Raw genomic sequence first — 16,676 nt, forward strand, 5'->3', positions numbered from 1 at the left:
GGAGTGAAACAATATGAGTAATCAAGTTGAAACGAACAACAAAAAAGCGGTCGTTATTTTGAGCGGCGGGTTGGATAGCACAACATGTATGGGGCTTGCCGAAGCAGCGGGGTACGAGCTATTCCCGATTTCTTTTGATTACGGCCAGCGCCATAAGATTGAACTGGAGAATGCCAAGCAAGTTGCTGAGCATTACGGCGTGAGTCATCGCCACAAAATCATTAAGCTCGATTTTCTGCGTGATTTCGGCGGCAGCGCTTTGACTGATGATAAGATTGATGTACCGAATGTGACTAAAGGAGAAGCGGCTGAGGATGAAATCCCTGTCACTTATGTGCCCGGACGCAATCTGCTTTTCTTGTCCATCGCCACGTCTTACGCGGAAGTTACCGGTTCTTCTGCTATTTATATCGGCGTGAATGCGCTCGATTACAGCGGCTACCCGGATTGCCGTCCGGAATTTATCAGTAAGGTGGAGGAAGTGATCGCGCTTGCTACCAAAGTTGGCGTTGAAGGCAAAGGCATCACGATCGAGACGCCGCTGATCAACTGGACGAAGGCGCAAATCATTCAAGAAGGCCTGAAGATCGGCGTTCCATACGAATTGACCACTTCCTGCTACAACGGTAAAGCGGAAGCTTGCGGAGAGTGCGACAGCTGCCGGCTGCGCTTGAAAGGGTTCGAAGAAGCGGGTTCGAAAGATCCGATTCCTTATCTTTAATGCGAAGAGGGGCGGGAGACGGCTATGGCCAAAATATTGGTAGTCGATGACGATCCAGCCATTCGTGAACTGATTCGTGTATACCTGGAAGGTGAGGGTCTGTTGGTTGTGGAAGCATCCAACGGAGTGGAGGCGCTCCAGAAATTGAAGAGCTCGCAGGCCGACCTCGTCGTCCTGGATGTCATGATGCCATTGATGGACGGATGGGATTTATGCCGCGAGCTGCGGGCCAATTACGGCGATCTGCCACTGTTGATGGTAACCGCGAAGGGGGAATCGGCCGACAAGGTCAAAGGCTTTAACCTGGGCACGGACGATTACCTAGTGAAACCTTTTGACCCGGTCGAGCTTGCCATGCGCGTTAAGGCGCTGCTGAAGCGCTATCGCATTACGGCTTCGCAAACCGTGCAGCTCGGCGACATCCTGATCGACCGCACGGCTTACGAAGTCAGGGTTGACACTCAGCGCATTGCCCTGCCGCTCAAGGAATTTGAATTGCTGTACAAGCTCGCCAGCTATCCTTCGCAAATTTTTACCCGCGCGCAATTGATCGAGCAGATCTGGGGCATCGATTACGAGGGAGATGAGCGGACGGTAGATGTACATATCAAACGGCTGCGCGAGCGATTCGAACCGCTGACAGAGCAGTTTCATATCGCCACGATCCGCGGGCTCGGCTATCGCCTTGAGGTGAAAGCATGATCAAGACGCTCTATTTGCGCGTCGTGCTGACGTTTTCGACTGTCGTTGTCATTAGTGTATGTCTGGCATTTCCGATCGCCATGTTCTTGTATACTGACGATATTTCCACGGAAGTGGAACAGGTATTGACGAAAATCGGCAATCAAATTATTTCGATGAGCAAGGAGTTAGATCCGGAAGACTTGGACGCTTTCTTAGAAGGGACGACCGAGCTGAATGAAAGCTATGCGTTAACCCTTTTTGACAGTGATAAAAAGCCGCACGCGTTCGGTATGCCGAATAAAGATTTCATGAAGCTGCAACCGGAAGTGATCGATCAAGTGCTGCAAGGGCAAACTTACAAAAAATTACAATTGCAGTTCGGGAAATTCCAAGACCCGGCCAAGGTCAATATTGGTCTGCCCTTAACTGTGGACGGTAAGCAATATGCCTTGTTCATTTCACCCAAAATTACCGATAAATCCAAAGCGCAAATCCGTACCGGTGTCGCCTTCGTGCTGCTCATTGTCCTCATTATCGGCAGCTTGCTGATTCTGATCGCATCCCGGTATATCGTGAGCCCGATTAAGAAATTGACGGTGGCAACCAACCGGCTTGCCCGGGGCAATTTCAACGTCAATCTGAAAGTCAATCAAAAGGACGAGATCGGTCTCTTGACGGAGAGCTTTATTCATATGGCCAGTGAGCTGAAGCAGTTGGAACAGATGCGGCAAGATTTTGTCTCCAATGTCTCGCATGAGATTCAGTCGCCGCTAACGTCGATCCGCGGTTTTTCGAAAGCGCTGCGTAAGCACGATTTGCCTGAAGCGGACCGCCAACGCTATCTCGAAATTATCGAGCGTGAGAGCGAGCGGCTGTCGAGGCTCAGCGAGAACTTGCTGAAGCTCGCCTCCTTGGATACCGAGCATCATCCGTTTACGCCGATGACGTATGATTTGGATGAGCAGCTGCGCCGGGTTGTCGTCTTTTATGAGCCGCAGTGGTCGGAGAAGCACTTGGAGTTGGATCTGGATTTGCCGCGGGTCAAAATCGTTGCTGATATCGACCAATTGAATCAGGTGTGGATCAACCTGCTGGGCAACGCGATCAAGTTCACGCCAGAGCATGGCAAGATCAGCGTAAGGCTGGAACCGCGCACAGACCACATTCGCGTGCTGGTGGAAGACACCGGCATCGGGATTCGCAAGGAAGATCAGGATCGGATCTTTGAAAGGTTTTATAAAGCCGATGCTTCACGGCAGCGCGATATCGGCGGCAACGGTCTAGGCTTGTCCATCGTGAGGAAAATCGTAGAGATGCATCAGGGCTTCATCGAGGTCCAGAGCAAGCCGGGAGAGGGCACGCTGTTTATTGTCATTTTGCCTGTTATGGCCCGTCGCCAAAAGCAAACGAAAGCATGAAAACCTTAGAAAAGAAATTTTCTAAGGTTTTTATATTTTGTTCATATTGAGTTCATATTCGAATTGTATCTTGAGTCTATTGAAATCAACTGACTTATGCAGTGCATTGGATATGAGGGGAGTGCAGGAATGAATCGACTTACAAAGTTTTCAATGAAGAACGTCGCCGCACTGTTTATCATCATGATTATGCTGTTCGTTGGCGGATTGTATTCGGCTACGCAGCTTAAGGTTGAGAACATGCCGAACGTTTCTTTTCCTGTTGTTGCGGTAACAACAACGTATACAGGAGCGCCTAAGGACGTCATGGATGAGATTACCGATCCGATTGAGAAGAAATTGGCCAATATCGAAGATTTGGATTCCATGACTTCTACATCGAGCGATAATTTTTCCATGGTTATTTTGATGTTTAAGCAAAATGTGGACACGGACAAGAAGAAACAGGATGTGCAAGACCTGCTAGCTGAGGTGAAGCTGCCGGCTTCCGCGGGCACACCGAAAGCTTCCACATTCGGAGCGGCATCGTTCCCTTCCAACTATTTGGTTGCTTATGCCGCGAATGACGCGAGCCAGACCGAGTTGGATAAACACTTTAAGGATACGATTAAGCCGGGTCTTGAAGGTCTCAAAGGGATTGACCATATGGACATCATCGGTGCCCGCGACACGTCCTTGGACATCGAGCTGGATGCCAGCGCGTTAGCGAATTTTGGTCTGACCCCAGGTCAAGTGACGAATGCGATCAATTCCGCTGTTGCCAAAAGCCCAATCGGCAGTGTAGAAGTCGACGGCAATGACAAGATGACGCGGGTAACAGGCAACATCAACAGCTTGTATGAGCTGCAGCAAGTCGAGATTACGACCCCGAAAGGCGATATCGTGAAGCTGGACCAAGTAGCGAAAGTTCAATCGATCACCGAGTCCGATTTCAATGGACGTTTGGACGGCAAGCCGGCGATCGGCATGATCTTGTATAAAGCAAGCAGCGCCAATGCGGTCGAATTCTCCGATAACATTAACAAGCTGCTAACAGAATGGAAATCGACAATGCCGAACGTGGAGTTCAAGAACACGTACGACAGTTCCATTCAAATTAAAGATTCCATTAACGGCTTAATTCGTGAGGGCATCGTCGGTGCAGTATTGGCTTCCCTAATGATTCTGATCTTCCTCAGAAACGTGCGAATGACGCTGATCGTTCTGGTGTCCATTCCGCTGTCGATTCTGATCACCCTACTGCTGATGACGCAACTCGGTTTGACACTGAATACGATGACGCTCGGCGGTATCTTTATTGCCGTAGGACGGGTCGTCGACGACTCGATTGTCGTTATTGAGAACATCTATGCATCCCTGGAAAAAGCGCAGGAGCGCAAAGAATCCGTCATTGCATTAGCGACTAGCCAAGTGGCGATGGCGATTACTTCTTCCACGCTGGCTACAGTTGGGGTGTTCGCGCCGCTGGCGCTTGTTACCGGCGTTGTCGGTGGATTCTTCCGACCATTTGCTTTAACCATTGGCTGTGCACTTTTATCATCGCTTATCGTAGCCTTAACCGTAATTCCTATGTTGGCTAAGCTGCTCGTACTTCGCGGCAAGCCTGGCAAAGCTCATCATGATGAAGCCGCACCTGGCAAAGTGACGATTTTCTATGAGAAAGTATTGACTTGGAGCTTGAAACACCGGATTAAGACCCTGCTCATCTCCGGCTTGCTGTTCGTAGTCACGATCGCAGCGACGGTTCCGTTCTTGTCAGTGTCGTTCTTGCCAAGTTCGAAGCCTTCCACGACGATGTATTTCCAGATGAAATTGCCTTACGAAACATCGTTTGAAGCAACGGATCTCAAGACCAAAGAAATTGAGAGAGTGCTGCAAGACACGAAAGATTCCAACGGCAAACCTGTTTTCCAATTCGTCGAAGCCTTGGTTGGCTATGGCGGTAACGATGACGAGCGTGTGCCGTATGTATCCCGAATCTTCGTACAAGTGAATGATTCCGTAGATCCGACTAAAGTGAAAGATCAAATTAAAGATTTCATGCTATCTGAGCTTCCAGCCGGCTCTGAAGTTGAGCCTAAAGAGATGGAAGGAGACTACGGCGTCTCGTCGACGGACTTCGCTTATGAGCTGAAAGGCGATGATCAGCTGCAGCTGGAGAAAGCGGCGAAGCTGGTTAAAGATAAGCTTGCCACATTCCCTGAGCTGAGCGAGATCGAAGACAACCTGAGCGATGCGAAGACAGAGATCGAGATCGCCGTCGATCAGAATAAAGCAAGAGCTTACGGCCTTAGCGCGAGCACGGTTCGTGACACCGCGCGGACCTGGATCTCCAAGCAAGCTTTGGGTGATATGAAATTTGACAACATCACGTATACCACAACGGTTTCTTTAGATAAATCGGATCGAAATTCACTGGAGAAACTTGGTGACATTCCTCTGACAGCTGCCAACGGCTCTACCGTTCTGCTGAAAGAGGTAGCGAAGATCAACGAGATTAAAGGTGCCGCTTCGCTTGGCAGAGAAGACCAGCAGCAGTTAGTTAAAGTAACGGCGAAGATCAACTCGGATAATAAAAATGCGGTCAGCCGCACATTGAGCGAAGCGCTCAAAACGGTCGAACTTCCCGAAGGTGTAAGTCCGAAGGTAACCGGCGTATCCGAAGATATTACAAAAAGCTTTACACAGTTGTTTGTGGCTATGGCAGCAGCCATCTTCGTGGTTTACTTGATCATGGTGCTTGCGTTCGGTAACGCGGGCGCGCCGTTTGCGATTCTGTTCTCGCTGCCGCTGGCTGCAATTGGCGGACTCCTCGGTCTGGTTATCGCCCGTGAGCCGCTGACAGTTACCTCTATGATTGGCTTCCTGATGCTAATCGGTATCGTTGTTACGAATGCGATCGTCTTGATCGACCGCGCGCAGCAGCTTAGAGAAGAAGGATATACAGTCCGTCATGCACTTATTGAAGCTGGTAAAGTGCGTCTGCGTCCGATCATCATGACGGCCGGTGCGACGATTATGGCGCTGTTCCCGCTGGCGCTCGGTATTTCCGGCGAAGGCGGCCTGATCGGTAAAGGCCTTGGCGTCGTCGTAATCGGCGGTCTGGCCACATCGACGGTTCTGACACTTGTCGTTGTTCCAATTGTGTATGAATTGATCGAAAGCGTGAAGAACCGCTTCGGCCGCATGTTCAAACGGAACAAAAAAGAATCGAACGCAATATCCAGCTAATTACAAGCTAAATGCTATCTTGAAATAAATTAGGAGGCACGTAGATGAAAAAACGGACGATATCCATCTTTGCTCTGCTGGCTGCAGCCGCGGTATTAACCGCGGGCTGCTCGGTTCCGGGAAAAGGCGGTCCCGCCACAGCTCAGCTTGCGCCGAGAGCTATTAAGACAGAGGCGATTACGAAACAGAAAATCAGCAGCCCGATTGAGCAGGTGGCTGACGTTGCGGCAGGCACGACGCTGGACGTCGTTGCCAAAGCGAACGGCGAAGTAACGCAAGTGTTGAAAAAACGCGGCGAATACGTGGAGAAAGGCGATGTGCTGTTCGTGATTGACAGCAAGGACGCGGAATCGAACAAGCGGAAAAGTGAACTGAGCGTGACCAGCGCGCAGGAAGCACTGAAGCAAGCACGCGACAATAAAGTGAACAATCGCAAAGATTTGGTCGATGGTGTAAGCAAATCGCAAACGGCTTACGATAATGCGCAGCAAGATTACAACAAAATGCGCAATGACTACGATTCCGGTCTGGTTACTCAGCATCAAGTGGAACAATCGCAGCAAGCGGTGGACAATGCGCGCATGGCTTTGGAATCGGCGCAAAGCAAGCTATCCGCTTTTGACAATACGGATTCGATCGCATCCGCACAAACACAGGCTGAATCGGCAAACTTGGCACTGGATGATGCGACTCGCGCCCTTGAAAATTATGAAGTGAAGGCGCCGGGAAGCGGCATTTTGACGGATTTCAACGTTGTTATCGGGCAAACAGTATCTGCAGCCGCAGGCAAAGTTGGTCAAGTTCAACAAGTTGATCCGGTTAAGATCAAAACAGAATTGTCTGAGACGAATTATCAACAAGTGAAAGGCAAGCAGGAGCTTGTTTATTACAACCCAGATACGCCGGATAAAAAAGCGACAGCAAAAATCAGCTATTTGGCCCCAATTATGAGTGCTACTACGAAAACTTATACATTAGAGCTGGAAGTTCCGAATGCGGATCATCAGCTGCAGCCAGGCACGCGCTTCATGGTACAGCTGACAACCGATACGGAAGAGCAAGTTGCTGCGATTCCAACACTGAGCGTCATTCGTGAAGAAGCAGATACGTTCGTTTTTGTGAAGCAAGGCGATGTGTATCAGAAACGTAAAGTGAAGTTGGGACGCATCAACGGAGAGTACCAAGAAGTTCTGGACGGTGTGAAAGAGGGCGAACAGCTCGTCGTTACGGGTCAGAACACGTTGAAAGACGGTCAGAAAGTAGAAGCGACTACAGCCCCAGCGGCGTCGGCGACCCCGGCGGCATCCGCAACACCAGCAGCGAAATAATTTCAGCATGATCAAAGGAGCGATAAACGTATGAGAAATAAACCTTGGAAAACAGGTCTTGCAGCAATTGTATTAGGTACGATGATCATTCAAGGAGCAATTCCAGTCCTGGCGGATGGTGTTGGATCGGCGGCGGCAGTGGTCTCCGCACCGTCTGTCAATTACGGACTGACTAACGACATTCGCGCAGCGATCAAGAGCGTAGCCGTAACACCGACGGCGAATGGTTCACAAATCTCCGCCACAGTTCGTTTGTACAACGGCGGCGAGAGCGTAAACCGTGTACCTGAGCACGAATTGCGTGTGCGCACGACAAGCGGTATCGTATATACACTGAAACCAAGCGTTAGCAATAAAGCGGCACTACAGCCGCATGAGATTGGCGAACTCGTGTACATGGCGGATATCGACAGTAAAGAGATTACACAAATCGATCAGCTATCGTTTGTGAATGTGGATCTTTACTCCTACCCTAAGAAAGAAACGACACTGCTGGCTATGCCGACCACTTCGGTATGGTACGGTACAGGCGCTTCAGCACCACAAGTGCCGGATACGATGAATTGGGGGCAAGCCTTCACGATTCCAGGTGTGAATTCCGGATTAGTTTACACGCCGGTTGATGTTACTATGCAAAACACAAGCACAGGCCGCGCGGCGGTCGTTACCGTATTGGCTGAAAATCCAGGCACTGGACGTGAGATTGTGCCGGATTTCCGCTTAGACGCACAATCTGAGCAAAAAAGCTATGTGGGAACGCGGACGGAAACGGGTTCTGTCGCTTTGGAAGCCGGCGAGAAGAAATACATTCATTTCGCCATCCCAGTAGAAAACAGTGTAACACCTTCTAAGCTGCTCGTTGTTTCTACAGATAACTTTGTTGCTGCCGCAGGCAGCCAGCCAGTCGTCTTGGCGACGGGGAAAGCAGCGATCGCTTGGCCGGTGAGCACAGGTTCGGGAGTAGCTGCGCCAGCTTACACGATTGGCACACCGATTGCTTTTGACAATTTGACAACTGTCATCGATAAGAAAACACAAGTATCGCTCATGGAGCTGACCCTGCATGAGAATCCGGGCGAAGGCTACAAAACAGCGGTGGCCAAGTTCAAATTGACGAATACAAGTGATGTGCCAACCGCAACACCTGCTTTCTTGTCGCAGCTCAGCAATGCACAAGGTGTCACTTACCAAGGTACGCGCCAAACGAACGTAACATCGATGATGAACCCTGGACTTAGCTATGTGGTAAGTTACTCGTTTATCGTACCGCAAAGTGAAACAGGCACCAGCTTTGCCCTGAAGCTGCTTGACGGCCAATCGGTTGCTCCATTCACAACGACGATTGCCGCACTGCAAACGAATGTACAGGAAGACAGCACAGATGATGTGATCTCGATGTATCCATTTGATTTGAAATTCAACAGCATTACTGTAGGTTCCATTACGACACCACAATTGACTTATACGTATAAATTCACGCTTGACCTGGATATTACGCAAAAAGAAAATATTGTCGTCGACAATAACTTCTCCAAACTCAGATTTGAAATCGTCGATAACGCAGGCCGTGTCGTCGGTTCCAAAGATGCTGCTCTAACAGGCGATAACAAACTTGTCAGCGGCAAACAAACGCTCGATGCAAGCAATATTGCATCGGATCAAATGAGCTCGCCATTCACTGTGAATGTGTATGAGGTCATTGATACGCCAAGCGGTACAGCGAAGCGTCTGCTGAAAACCGTTAAATCGTAATATGGAATGAAAAAGGATCGACCCCTGCCGGGAGGCAGACGGGACGATCCTTTTTTTGTATGCTAAGCTTCAAGTCCTGCAGCTTGATATACTTTGGCAAATCCATCTCGCGATCTTTGCAGCAAAGTTTCCACAGGATCCGCCGGCGGCTGCGCCGTGAGTATTTCCTGGGAAATAACCCCTGTGTAACCGATTTGCTTCAGAGCGCGGAGGAATCCGGCTAAATCGATCACGCCTTCGCCAGGATATAAGCGGCCGTTGTCGAGCACCTCGGAGACCGGAACAGCCGGGGCATCATTGATGTGTACGTGGACAATTTGCTCCACCTTCAAGTTCAAAATGTCGTCAATGCTATGCTCATTCGTATACCAGTGATAGGCGTCGAATAAGAGACCAACATTCTTCTCATTAATAGTTTCGATCCAATCGAGTGTGCTCGGCAGGTCCCAAACAAACGGATTATTCCAGCGCGTGCGCAAATGATGCGGACCTACGAACTCCAAGCCTAGGCTGATGCCATATGCGCCAAGCACTTGCGCGCAAGTACGCAGCCGGCGGGTGGCCAGCGCCATAAAGTGCGCCGCATTGTGATCCGTGGAAGGCAGCACATACGTGCAGCAAGCTTTACATCCTAGCGCAGCCGCGGCTTCCGCATCGCGCGTCAAGCGGGTCAAACCGCTGCGGAATGCCTCTTCTGTCGTGCGCCATTCAACGGATAACCCGATGGAACCGATTTGCACGCCATATTCCTTCAAAAGCGCTTGAGCACCGCTTAGCCCACGTGCAGCAATCAGCGTCTCCAGCTCTTCTCCGCTCGTATCAACGGCCGCAAAGCCGTACTCTGAAGCCAAGCGAATCAATGATTCCAAATCACCAGCGCCGGCGCCCAGTCCAGCCCGTGTTAATCCTTTGATCATACGAATCACTCCTACATCATGTGTAAAATTTTTCTTATTTTCCGAGATATCTAGTTCTTCTGTCCCATACCTATGGTAAAATAAAATGAATATGGAAGCATGCCAAATCTTCTTGATCTATCTGAAATTTTCGAGCACCTCTATGTAACAACCATCGAACAAGTCGAAGGAGTGGCAGGAGAATCGTGAATAGGAAGAGCTGGACTTACGCAGCATCTGGCTTGCTGATCGGAATTATCCTGCTCATCAGCTACTGGGTTATGGGGAGGACGGAGCAGCGAATTACCGATGTATTGAACGTCGTGCAACCTCAAGAGACGCTGCCGCAAACGCCGGCACCTGCCGTACCATCAGCCGATGAGCTGGCCAAACGAATGGATGAAATACGCGGGTGGAAACAGTCCGAGCACCGTTTCAGTACGGATACCGATGATCCGCTCATTCTTTTGCAAAATCAACAACAGGTCGTCTATGTTCAGCATAATCAAATCCGCTATGAAGTGATCGGCAGCCCGGGATATCCGACGATTCCTTTGAGTGTTCCAGGCGCACGAGCCGGAACGGTCTGGCGGAACGGGACGACGGCCTATATTGGTCTGGCATCCAGCGCTGCAGGCAGCCCCTCCTCGGCACAAGGCGATTGGTACGAAATCAATCTCGCCGCCGCTAGCGGCAACCCGTTGAAAAGGCTCGGAGACTTGCAGCTCTCACCGGAGGACGTGCTGTCTGTCACCTTTGCCAATAAGCCCGCTGGGGCGCTATTTTTGGAGAAGACGGCGCATGGCATTCAAGAGTTTTGGGTTCATGGCCTGGGCAAAGGACAGTTCTTCGTCAATGATTACTCGCCGCCGGGGCCTTCCGGGCGACCGCCTGCACCAGGCGCAGATCAAGCTGTGTTTTCGAATATTCTGGACGTAAATAACATGACGATCCTGGAGGATGAGCGGGGACTGTTGATAGCTCAAAATGGGGCGGTAAGTCCAACTATTTTTCGGTTATCGGGGTATAAGCTCTCGCAATCCGTCAGCCTGGCTGTCGATTCGCCGCTGCGCGTCATGTCCCCCTACGCGGGTCATAGTGCCGCGTTATTAACGATCACTCGCCGCGATGGCGGGCCGCCGATGGGCGTGCTGCTGCCAGCTAACAACCCCACACCGTTCCCCTTGTCGCCGAAGCTGATGGAACCCGGCTGGATGCTGGTTGATGGCATGACATTTGTACGTCAACAAGACGGTGGGCTGCAGGTGGTGTCCTACCCGATACCGATGAGTACAGGGCAAGGGGAGGCAGAGCCGCGTGAAGCTTCATTATCGCTTGCAGGCACCACAAGCTGGAGCCGGTCCGGAATGGAGCTGGAAGGGGAGTTCAACGGGAGCAAAAAGTACCTGTCGCTCTACGATCTAATCAACAGCAGGCTGGAAGCTTCATCCTCTTCGTTATGGATGAATGTACTGCAGCCGGGCCGCATCGTGAGCGCAGATAAACCGGAAGCGGTGGCTAAAGAGATCAGCGTCGTGCTCCCGAAGCATAAGACGGAAGACGGGGAAGCGGCCGGGCAAGCGGATCCGGCGATTCCTGAGCGCTTGCGCCAAGCGCTTGAGAAACGGGATGCCATAGGCAGCGGCGATCTGACGAACCGCCATATCATCCGTCAGGCTGATGCGCAATGGTATGTGCTGACAGCGGATCAGCTGGAAAGCTGGGATGCGGCGCTCGGGTTCAAAACGGTGGGCAAGCTGCCGGTTAAAGTCCACTGTTCCACGAGTAATTATGCGGTATGTACGTCGGCGCGGGACTTTGTTAAAATAGGTGATTTCTGGTACGTGGCGGATACTTATGCCGACCGGATCATCAAGTTGGACGACTCCTTAGCCGTCGTCGATCAGGCAGAAATGGAGATGCCATCCCGGCTGAGCTACGATGCGAAGACGAAGCGATTGTCCGCAGAGGGGCTGTCGGGTACGGCTGAATATACCGAGGACTTGAAGCGGGTAACGATGAAGCCCGTGCTTCCCACCGCAATCGGGCACGTGCCCAAGGACGAACTGATGCTGTGGCCGGAGGGCTACTATGAGGATCCGAACGGGCTGCATTGGGCTTTTCAAACGAATCGGCTATATGGCTATGATCCGTTGAAACAAACGATGGTCAGTTATTTTACCGGAGCTATGACCAATGCGTCGGGAAGGGCGAAATTGTTCCCTTATATGGATAAAATTTGGCTGCTGCTGGATGACCGGATTCATGTGTTTGATTCCAGAGGTGCGTGGTTAAACGAAATAAAGTTTCCACGTTCGCAGCCTGATGGCATTTATAATACGTCGCCCGTAGGTGAGGGCTCTTACGTGCTCGATCGCGATCAAGGCATGCTGTACCTGATTCAAGGCTACAAATTGCTGCAAATTGATCTCCATCATCGTCGGGTCAAGCCGCTGCTCTGGCAAATTCAGGCCAATATGAACAAAGTGCTCTACGACCGGGGCAAGCTCTACGTGACCCTGCACACGGATAAAGGTAATGAGCCCTCTGATATGAGTCAGGAGCTGGTCATTTGCGATACGCAAACGGAGCTGGTCAGCCGGTACAAAATTCCCGAAGGTTACGTCACCGATACGATTTCTAAAGATCATGAGCTGCTCCTGCGGCAGAGCAGCACGTTCGCCGGCGGCGATCCCAATGCGAGGATGGTCTATAAGCTTAATGAACAGGGGCTGCCGGAGTAAGGAGTAAAGGGAAGTCGTGCAGGACAAAACAAAAGCCTGAGGTGTCTGGCAAGCAGACGGAAGCTTTAGCTTCGTCATTTGCCATGAGTCCTCAGGCTTTTCTATTCGGCGGGAGCGTCCGATTCTTGATTCCTCCGCTGCCGATCTTTCCAGAACAAGACGCTCAGCATGCGTTCAACCCATTCTTTATCTTCGTCGGTCAGCACCATGCCATCGAACATCAGTTCGTTCTCGCGGATAAAACGGCGCAAGTTCACAGGTGCACTGGGCAAGACCTCTCCGGTGTGTGCACCTTGTGTTGATTCCAAGTATCCGGCAATCTCCATCAGCTCGGAGTAGGAAGAATTAAGCCCTTCGGACAGCTTCATCAAAACATCCGGCGAAGGAATGCCGCGATTGCCGTTCTCCAGTTGGGAAATATAGGCAGCGGAGACGCCGGAACGGTCGGCGAGTTCTCGGATCGTGAATCCTTTGAGCTTCCGCATATCTTTTAATTTGCTGTAAAAATACATCCGCTTCACCCTCACTATGAACGAAAGTAAACAGTAGTTAACAATTTTATATTAACAGTTTACTATTGTCGTTTCAAACCACTCAAAGGTGAAAGTTCAGGCGAATGGAGGTTCAAACCCGATTACGATTCAAACTTTTTAAAAATAAGGACGGCATTATGGCCGCCGAAGCCGAATGAATTGGACAAGCCGATCTGTACGTCAGCACGGCGCGCTTGTAATGGCACATAGTCCAGATCGCACTGAGGATCCGGATTCTGCAGATTGATCGTCGGTGGAATCAGGCCGTCCTGCAGCGTTTTGATGAGCGCCACAGCTTCGACGCCCCCAGCTGCGCCAAGCATGTGCCCGATCATCGATTTGTTGGCGCTGATCGGCACTTCGTAGGCGCGCTTGCCGAGCAGACGTTTCACGGCAAGCGTCTCCGACAGATCGCCGGCCACAGTGCTCGTCGCATGCGCGTTGATCGTGCCGATCTCGTCTGCCGCCAGCCCAGCGTCGGCGAGCGCTTCGCGCATGGCGCGGTAAGCACCCGCGCCTTCAGGATCGGTCGCCACGATATGGTAGGCGTCCGAGGAAACCCCATAGCCGATGAGCTCGGCATGGATATGGGCCCCGCGCCGCTCGGCATGCTCGAGCGACTCCAATACGAGCACGCCGGCGCCTTCGGCGGGCACGAACCCGTCGCGCTGCGCGTCGAACGGGCGGCTTGCCTCATCCGGCGCGCCGTCGCGTGTCGACAGCGCCGTCGCGTTGCCGAAGCCTGCCAGCGCGAGGTCGGTGATCGTCGCCTCGGCCCCGCCGGCAATGACGACGTCCGCGCCCCCGCGCTGGATCAGCTTCATCGCTTCGCCGATGGCGTTGTTGCCTGTCGCGCAGGCCGTAACCGGCGCCAGCACCGGGCCTTTAGCCCCGTACATGATGCTGACCTGCGCCGCCGCCATATTGGCGATCATCATCGGCACGACCGTGGGGCTGACCCGGCTTGGTCCGCGCTCCAGCAGCGTGCGGTAGTTCTCCAGCATCGTATGAATGCCGCCGATGCCTGAGCCGATATAAACGCCGACCCGTTCGGCGTTGTGCTCATCGATGGAGAACTTCGCATCCTCCAGTGCTTGCTTCGCTGCTGCGACGGCGAATTGGGTGTAGCGGTCCATGCGCCGCACCTCGCGCCGGCCGACGGCCGCTTCCGCATCAAAGTTGCGAACAAGGCCCGCAATATCGCTTTTATAGGCGGATACATCCATTGTATCGATTTTGCTGATGCCCGATTGGCCTTGGCTAAGCTGATTCCAGAACGTCTCCACATCGTTGCCGATCGGTGTGATGACCCCCATCCCTGTAATAACGACTCTTTTCATATTATTGACCTCCGTAAGGTTGTTGTTAGATTCATTATATCCATAGATTGTCACAAGCGTTATCCTATTACAAGTTAGCGTTTATACGGGTATAATAAGTGCTAGGATAATGGTATAGGAGATGAATCAACGTGGATACGAAGGAAAGATTACATGCGCTGTCGGAGTTTCTCAAAACGCACCGCGCCAAAATTCAGCCTGGGGAAGCTGGGCTGATTAGCGGAGGCAGAAGGCGGACCCCGGGACTGCGCAGAGAGGAAGTCGCCGCGATCGCCGGCGTTAGTACGACCTGGTACACATGGCTGGAGCAGGGGCGCGACATCAAAATGTCCGTTTCCGTCCTGGATGCGATTGCCCATGCTTTGCAGCTCAACCAGGATGAACGGCAGTATTTATTCATGCTCGCGCTAGAACAGCCGGCACCGACCGCTGTCGTCGATAGCCAGCCAGTCATCAGCCCGGCGCTGCATCGCATGGTGAGTGAGCTGCATAGCTGCCCGACGATTATTTTTGACCGTCGTTGTAACATAGTTGGGTGGAATCCGGCGGCGGCGCGGGTTTTTCTTGATTTTGAACAGGTACCGCAGGAGGAACGGAATATGATTGAGCTGCTGTTTACCCGCAAAGAGCTGAAGGCGCTTGCAGTGAACTGGAGCGATTTTATTCGTGGTTTTTTGGCGATGTTTCGTTCCTATTATGGGCAATATGTAGGAGATAACTGGTACAGCGAGTTCACTCGGAAGCTTAGCGCGGAAAATGCAGATTTTCGCCGTTACTGGGAGCAAAGCGATGTTAGCTCGGCACCGGAGGTCGTGATTGAATTCAGGCATGCGAAGGTTGGGAAGATGCTGTTCGATCTGACAACTTTGCAGGTGCAGGGACGCGCGGATCTGCGTTGCAGTGTGTACACGCCGTTGGCCGAATCGGATACGGAGACCAAGATGGAGCTGCTCATGCGTAGGTCGGAGCGTCGGGAGCGGGGCTAGACGGTCCTACGAGCAGGCGTGTGGATAACCGCGCGCCTGGATTCATAGGTGGATCGGATTAAAATTAGGGTACACGTAAGGTATTTTTGGCTCCGATGGTCATACGATGACACGATAAAGGAAGCTGGCCAGCGTTGATCGATAGGTGGAATTTTGATTTATGTTTCTTATAATAACTGGCAGGAATCTATATTAGATCTCGTCCAACTATTCGATTATAGGTGTAATCCTTTTTCCATTCTCATCAAAAACCTTATAATCACCGCGAACGGTAATCCAAATTTCGTTATCGGTATGCAGATCGGCTTTGAGCCCTCTCGTTATTTTTGGGAATAACAACAAATGATTATCGGGAATCGGTGTTCCGGGAAGCAGGTCTTGCCCTGCTGTGATGTCAGGGACGCCTTCCTTGTCGGTACTGATCGCAACTGTTTTACCGGTTCGAACGAGCATCTGTGTTCCAGGCATCCCGTAAATCGACTGTTCGCCGACAAGCTCGATATTCGTAATTTGATTCGTTTTCTTAATCTCCAGCAGCGCTGTGACACCTGTACCTAGTCCAGCTATTGTGATAATGGATACGATCCCGACTGTAAGCTTGAAAGATAACTTCATGAAAAGTTTCATTCCCTTGTGATTTGATTTATTACTTCATTATACGACAAAATCTTTGGCATTGGTAAAATGGAGATGCTTTTTGAAGGGATAAGTCTTGCTATTTTCAATTTAAAATGGTATATTGTCATTCCTGTCCTCTAAACAGGACATGCAGTGGGGTTTCTCAGGAAGTCTGAGCTTGTTGATTATCTTCAAGAATGGATCGAAAAAAAACACTTGCAATCAGGTTTACGACATGGTATATTACATCTCGCTGCTTCGGTAACGCGGCGGCGACCGAAAGAGAATTGTTCTTTGAAAACTGAACAACGAGTGAGAAGCAAGTCGAGCAATCGACTCTAAACTTTAAAAGAGATTAACAATCTCGTCAGCTTTAAATGAGCTATTCAGATTCATCCTTTTTGGAGAGTTTGATCCTGGCTCAG

General features: G+C 51.2%; 12 protein-coding genes. 8 read left to right on the forward strand and 4 right to left on the reverse strand.

The window, feature by feature from the left end; genetic code table 11:
* The first annotated feature begins 13 nt into the window (after positions 1-13).
* The 6 genes from queC (at position 14) to O9139_RS14125 (ending at position 9,134) form a co-directional block, all read left to right on the forward strand.
* On the forward strand, positions 14-721 hold the full coding sequence (gene queC / locus O9139_RS14100) for a 7-cyano-7-deazaguanine synthase QueC (RefSeq protein WP_270880115.1): 708 nt from the start codon (positions 14-16) through the stop codon (positions 719-721).
* Positions 722-745: 24 nt separating this feature from the next.
* Positions 746-1,423 carry a response regulator transcription factor gene (locus tag O9139_RS14105; protein ID WP_270880116.1) on the forward strand — a complete coding sequence of 226 codons (678 nt, stop codon included), beginning with the start codon at positions 746-748 and terminating at the stop codon, positions 1,421-1,423.
* Positions 1,420-2,823 carry a sensor histidine kinase gene (locus O9139_RS14110; protein WP_270880117.1) on the forward strand — a complete coding sequence of 468 codons (1,404 nt, stop codon included), beginning with the start codon at positions 1,420-1,422 and terminating at the stop codon, positions 2,821-2,823. The genes O9139_RS14105 and O9139_RS14110 overlap by 4 nt, the downstream gene beginning before the upstream one ends.
* Before the next feature lie 129 nt (positions 2,824-2,952).
* On the forward strand, positions 2,953-6,054 hold the full coding sequence (locus tag O9139_RS14115; protein WP_270880118.1) for an efflux RND transporter permease subunit: 3,102 nt from the start codon (positions 2,953-2,955) through the stop codon (positions 6,052-6,054).
* A gap of 44 nt (positions 6,055-6,098) precedes the next feature.
* On the forward strand, positions 6,099-7,382 hold the full coding sequence (locus O9139_RS14120) for an efflux RND transporter periplasmic adaptor subunit (RefSeq protein ID WP_270880119.1): 1,284 nt from the start codon (positions 6,099-6,101) through the stop codon (positions 7,380-7,382).
* Positions 7,383-7,412: 30 nt separating this feature from the next.
* A complete protein-coding gene (locus O9139_RS14125; RefSeq protein ID WP_270880120.1) occupies positions 7,413-9,134 on the forward strand; it encodes a hypothetical protein in 1,722 nt (573 codons plus the stop codon).
* Between the two features lie 62 nt (positions 9,135-9,196).
* On the opposite strand, the gene O9139_RS14130 is transcribed toward O9139_RS14125, so the two are convergent.
* Positions 9,197-10,051: a sugar phosphate isomerase/epimerase family protein gene (locus tag O9139_RS14130; protein ID WP_270880121.1), complete on the reverse strand. Its 855-nt coding sequence runs from the start codon at positions 10,049-10,051 to the stop codon at positions 9,197-9,199.
* A 185-nt stretch (positions 10,052-10,236) separates the two neighbouring features.
* Between O9139_RS14130 and O9139_RS14135 the strand changes: the two genes are divergently transcribed.
* A complete protein-coding gene (locus O9139_RS14135) occupies positions 10,237-12,774 on the forward strand; it encodes a hypothetical protein (protein ID WP_270880122.1) in 2,538 nt (845 codons plus the stop codon).
* A gap of 101 nt (positions 12,775-12,875) precedes the next feature.
* Here O9139_RS14135 and O9139_RS14140 read toward each other — a convergent pair whose 3' ends face one another.
* Complete coding sequence (locus tag O9139_RS14140; protein WP_270880123.1) at positions 12,876-13,286, reverse strand: helix-turn-helix domain-containing protein; 411 nt, start codon at positions 13,284-13,286, stop codon at positions 12,876-12,878.
* A 122-nt stretch (positions 13,287-13,408) separates the two neighbouring features.
* Complete coding sequence (gene fabF, locus O9139_RS14145) at positions 13,409-14,647, reverse strand: beta-ketoacyl-ACP synthase II (RefSeq protein WP_270880124.1); 1,239 nt, start codon at positions 14,645-14,647, stop codon at positions 13,409-13,411.
* 131 nt (positions 14,648-14,778) lie between these two features.
* Here fabF and O9139_RS14150 point away from each other — a divergent pair, with 131 nt between their 5' ends.
* The gene (locus tag O9139_RS14150) at positions 14,779-15,633 is read left to right on the forward strand and encodes a helix-turn-helix transcriptional regulator (RefSeq protein ID WP_270880125.1); all 855 of its coding nucleotides are present in this window, start codon (positions 14,779-14,781) and stop codon (positions 15,631-15,633) included.
* A 207-nt stretch (positions 15,634-15,840) separates the two neighbouring features.
* Here O9139_RS14150 and O9139_RS14155 read toward each other — a convergent pair whose 3' ends face one another.
* Positions 15,841-16,248, reverse strand: a complete 408-nt coding sequence (locus O9139_RS14155; RefSeq protein ID WP_270880126.1) for a hypothetical protein — start codon at positions 16,246-16,248, stop codon at positions 15,841-15,843.
* Positions 16,249-16,676 lie beyond the last annotated feature (428 nt).

Origin of the sequence: Paenibacillus aestuarii (assembly GCF_027789125.1) — a bacterium.
GTDB lineage: Bacteria > Bacillota > Bacilli > Paenibacillales > NBRC-103111 > Paenibacillus_E > Paenibacillus_E aestuarii.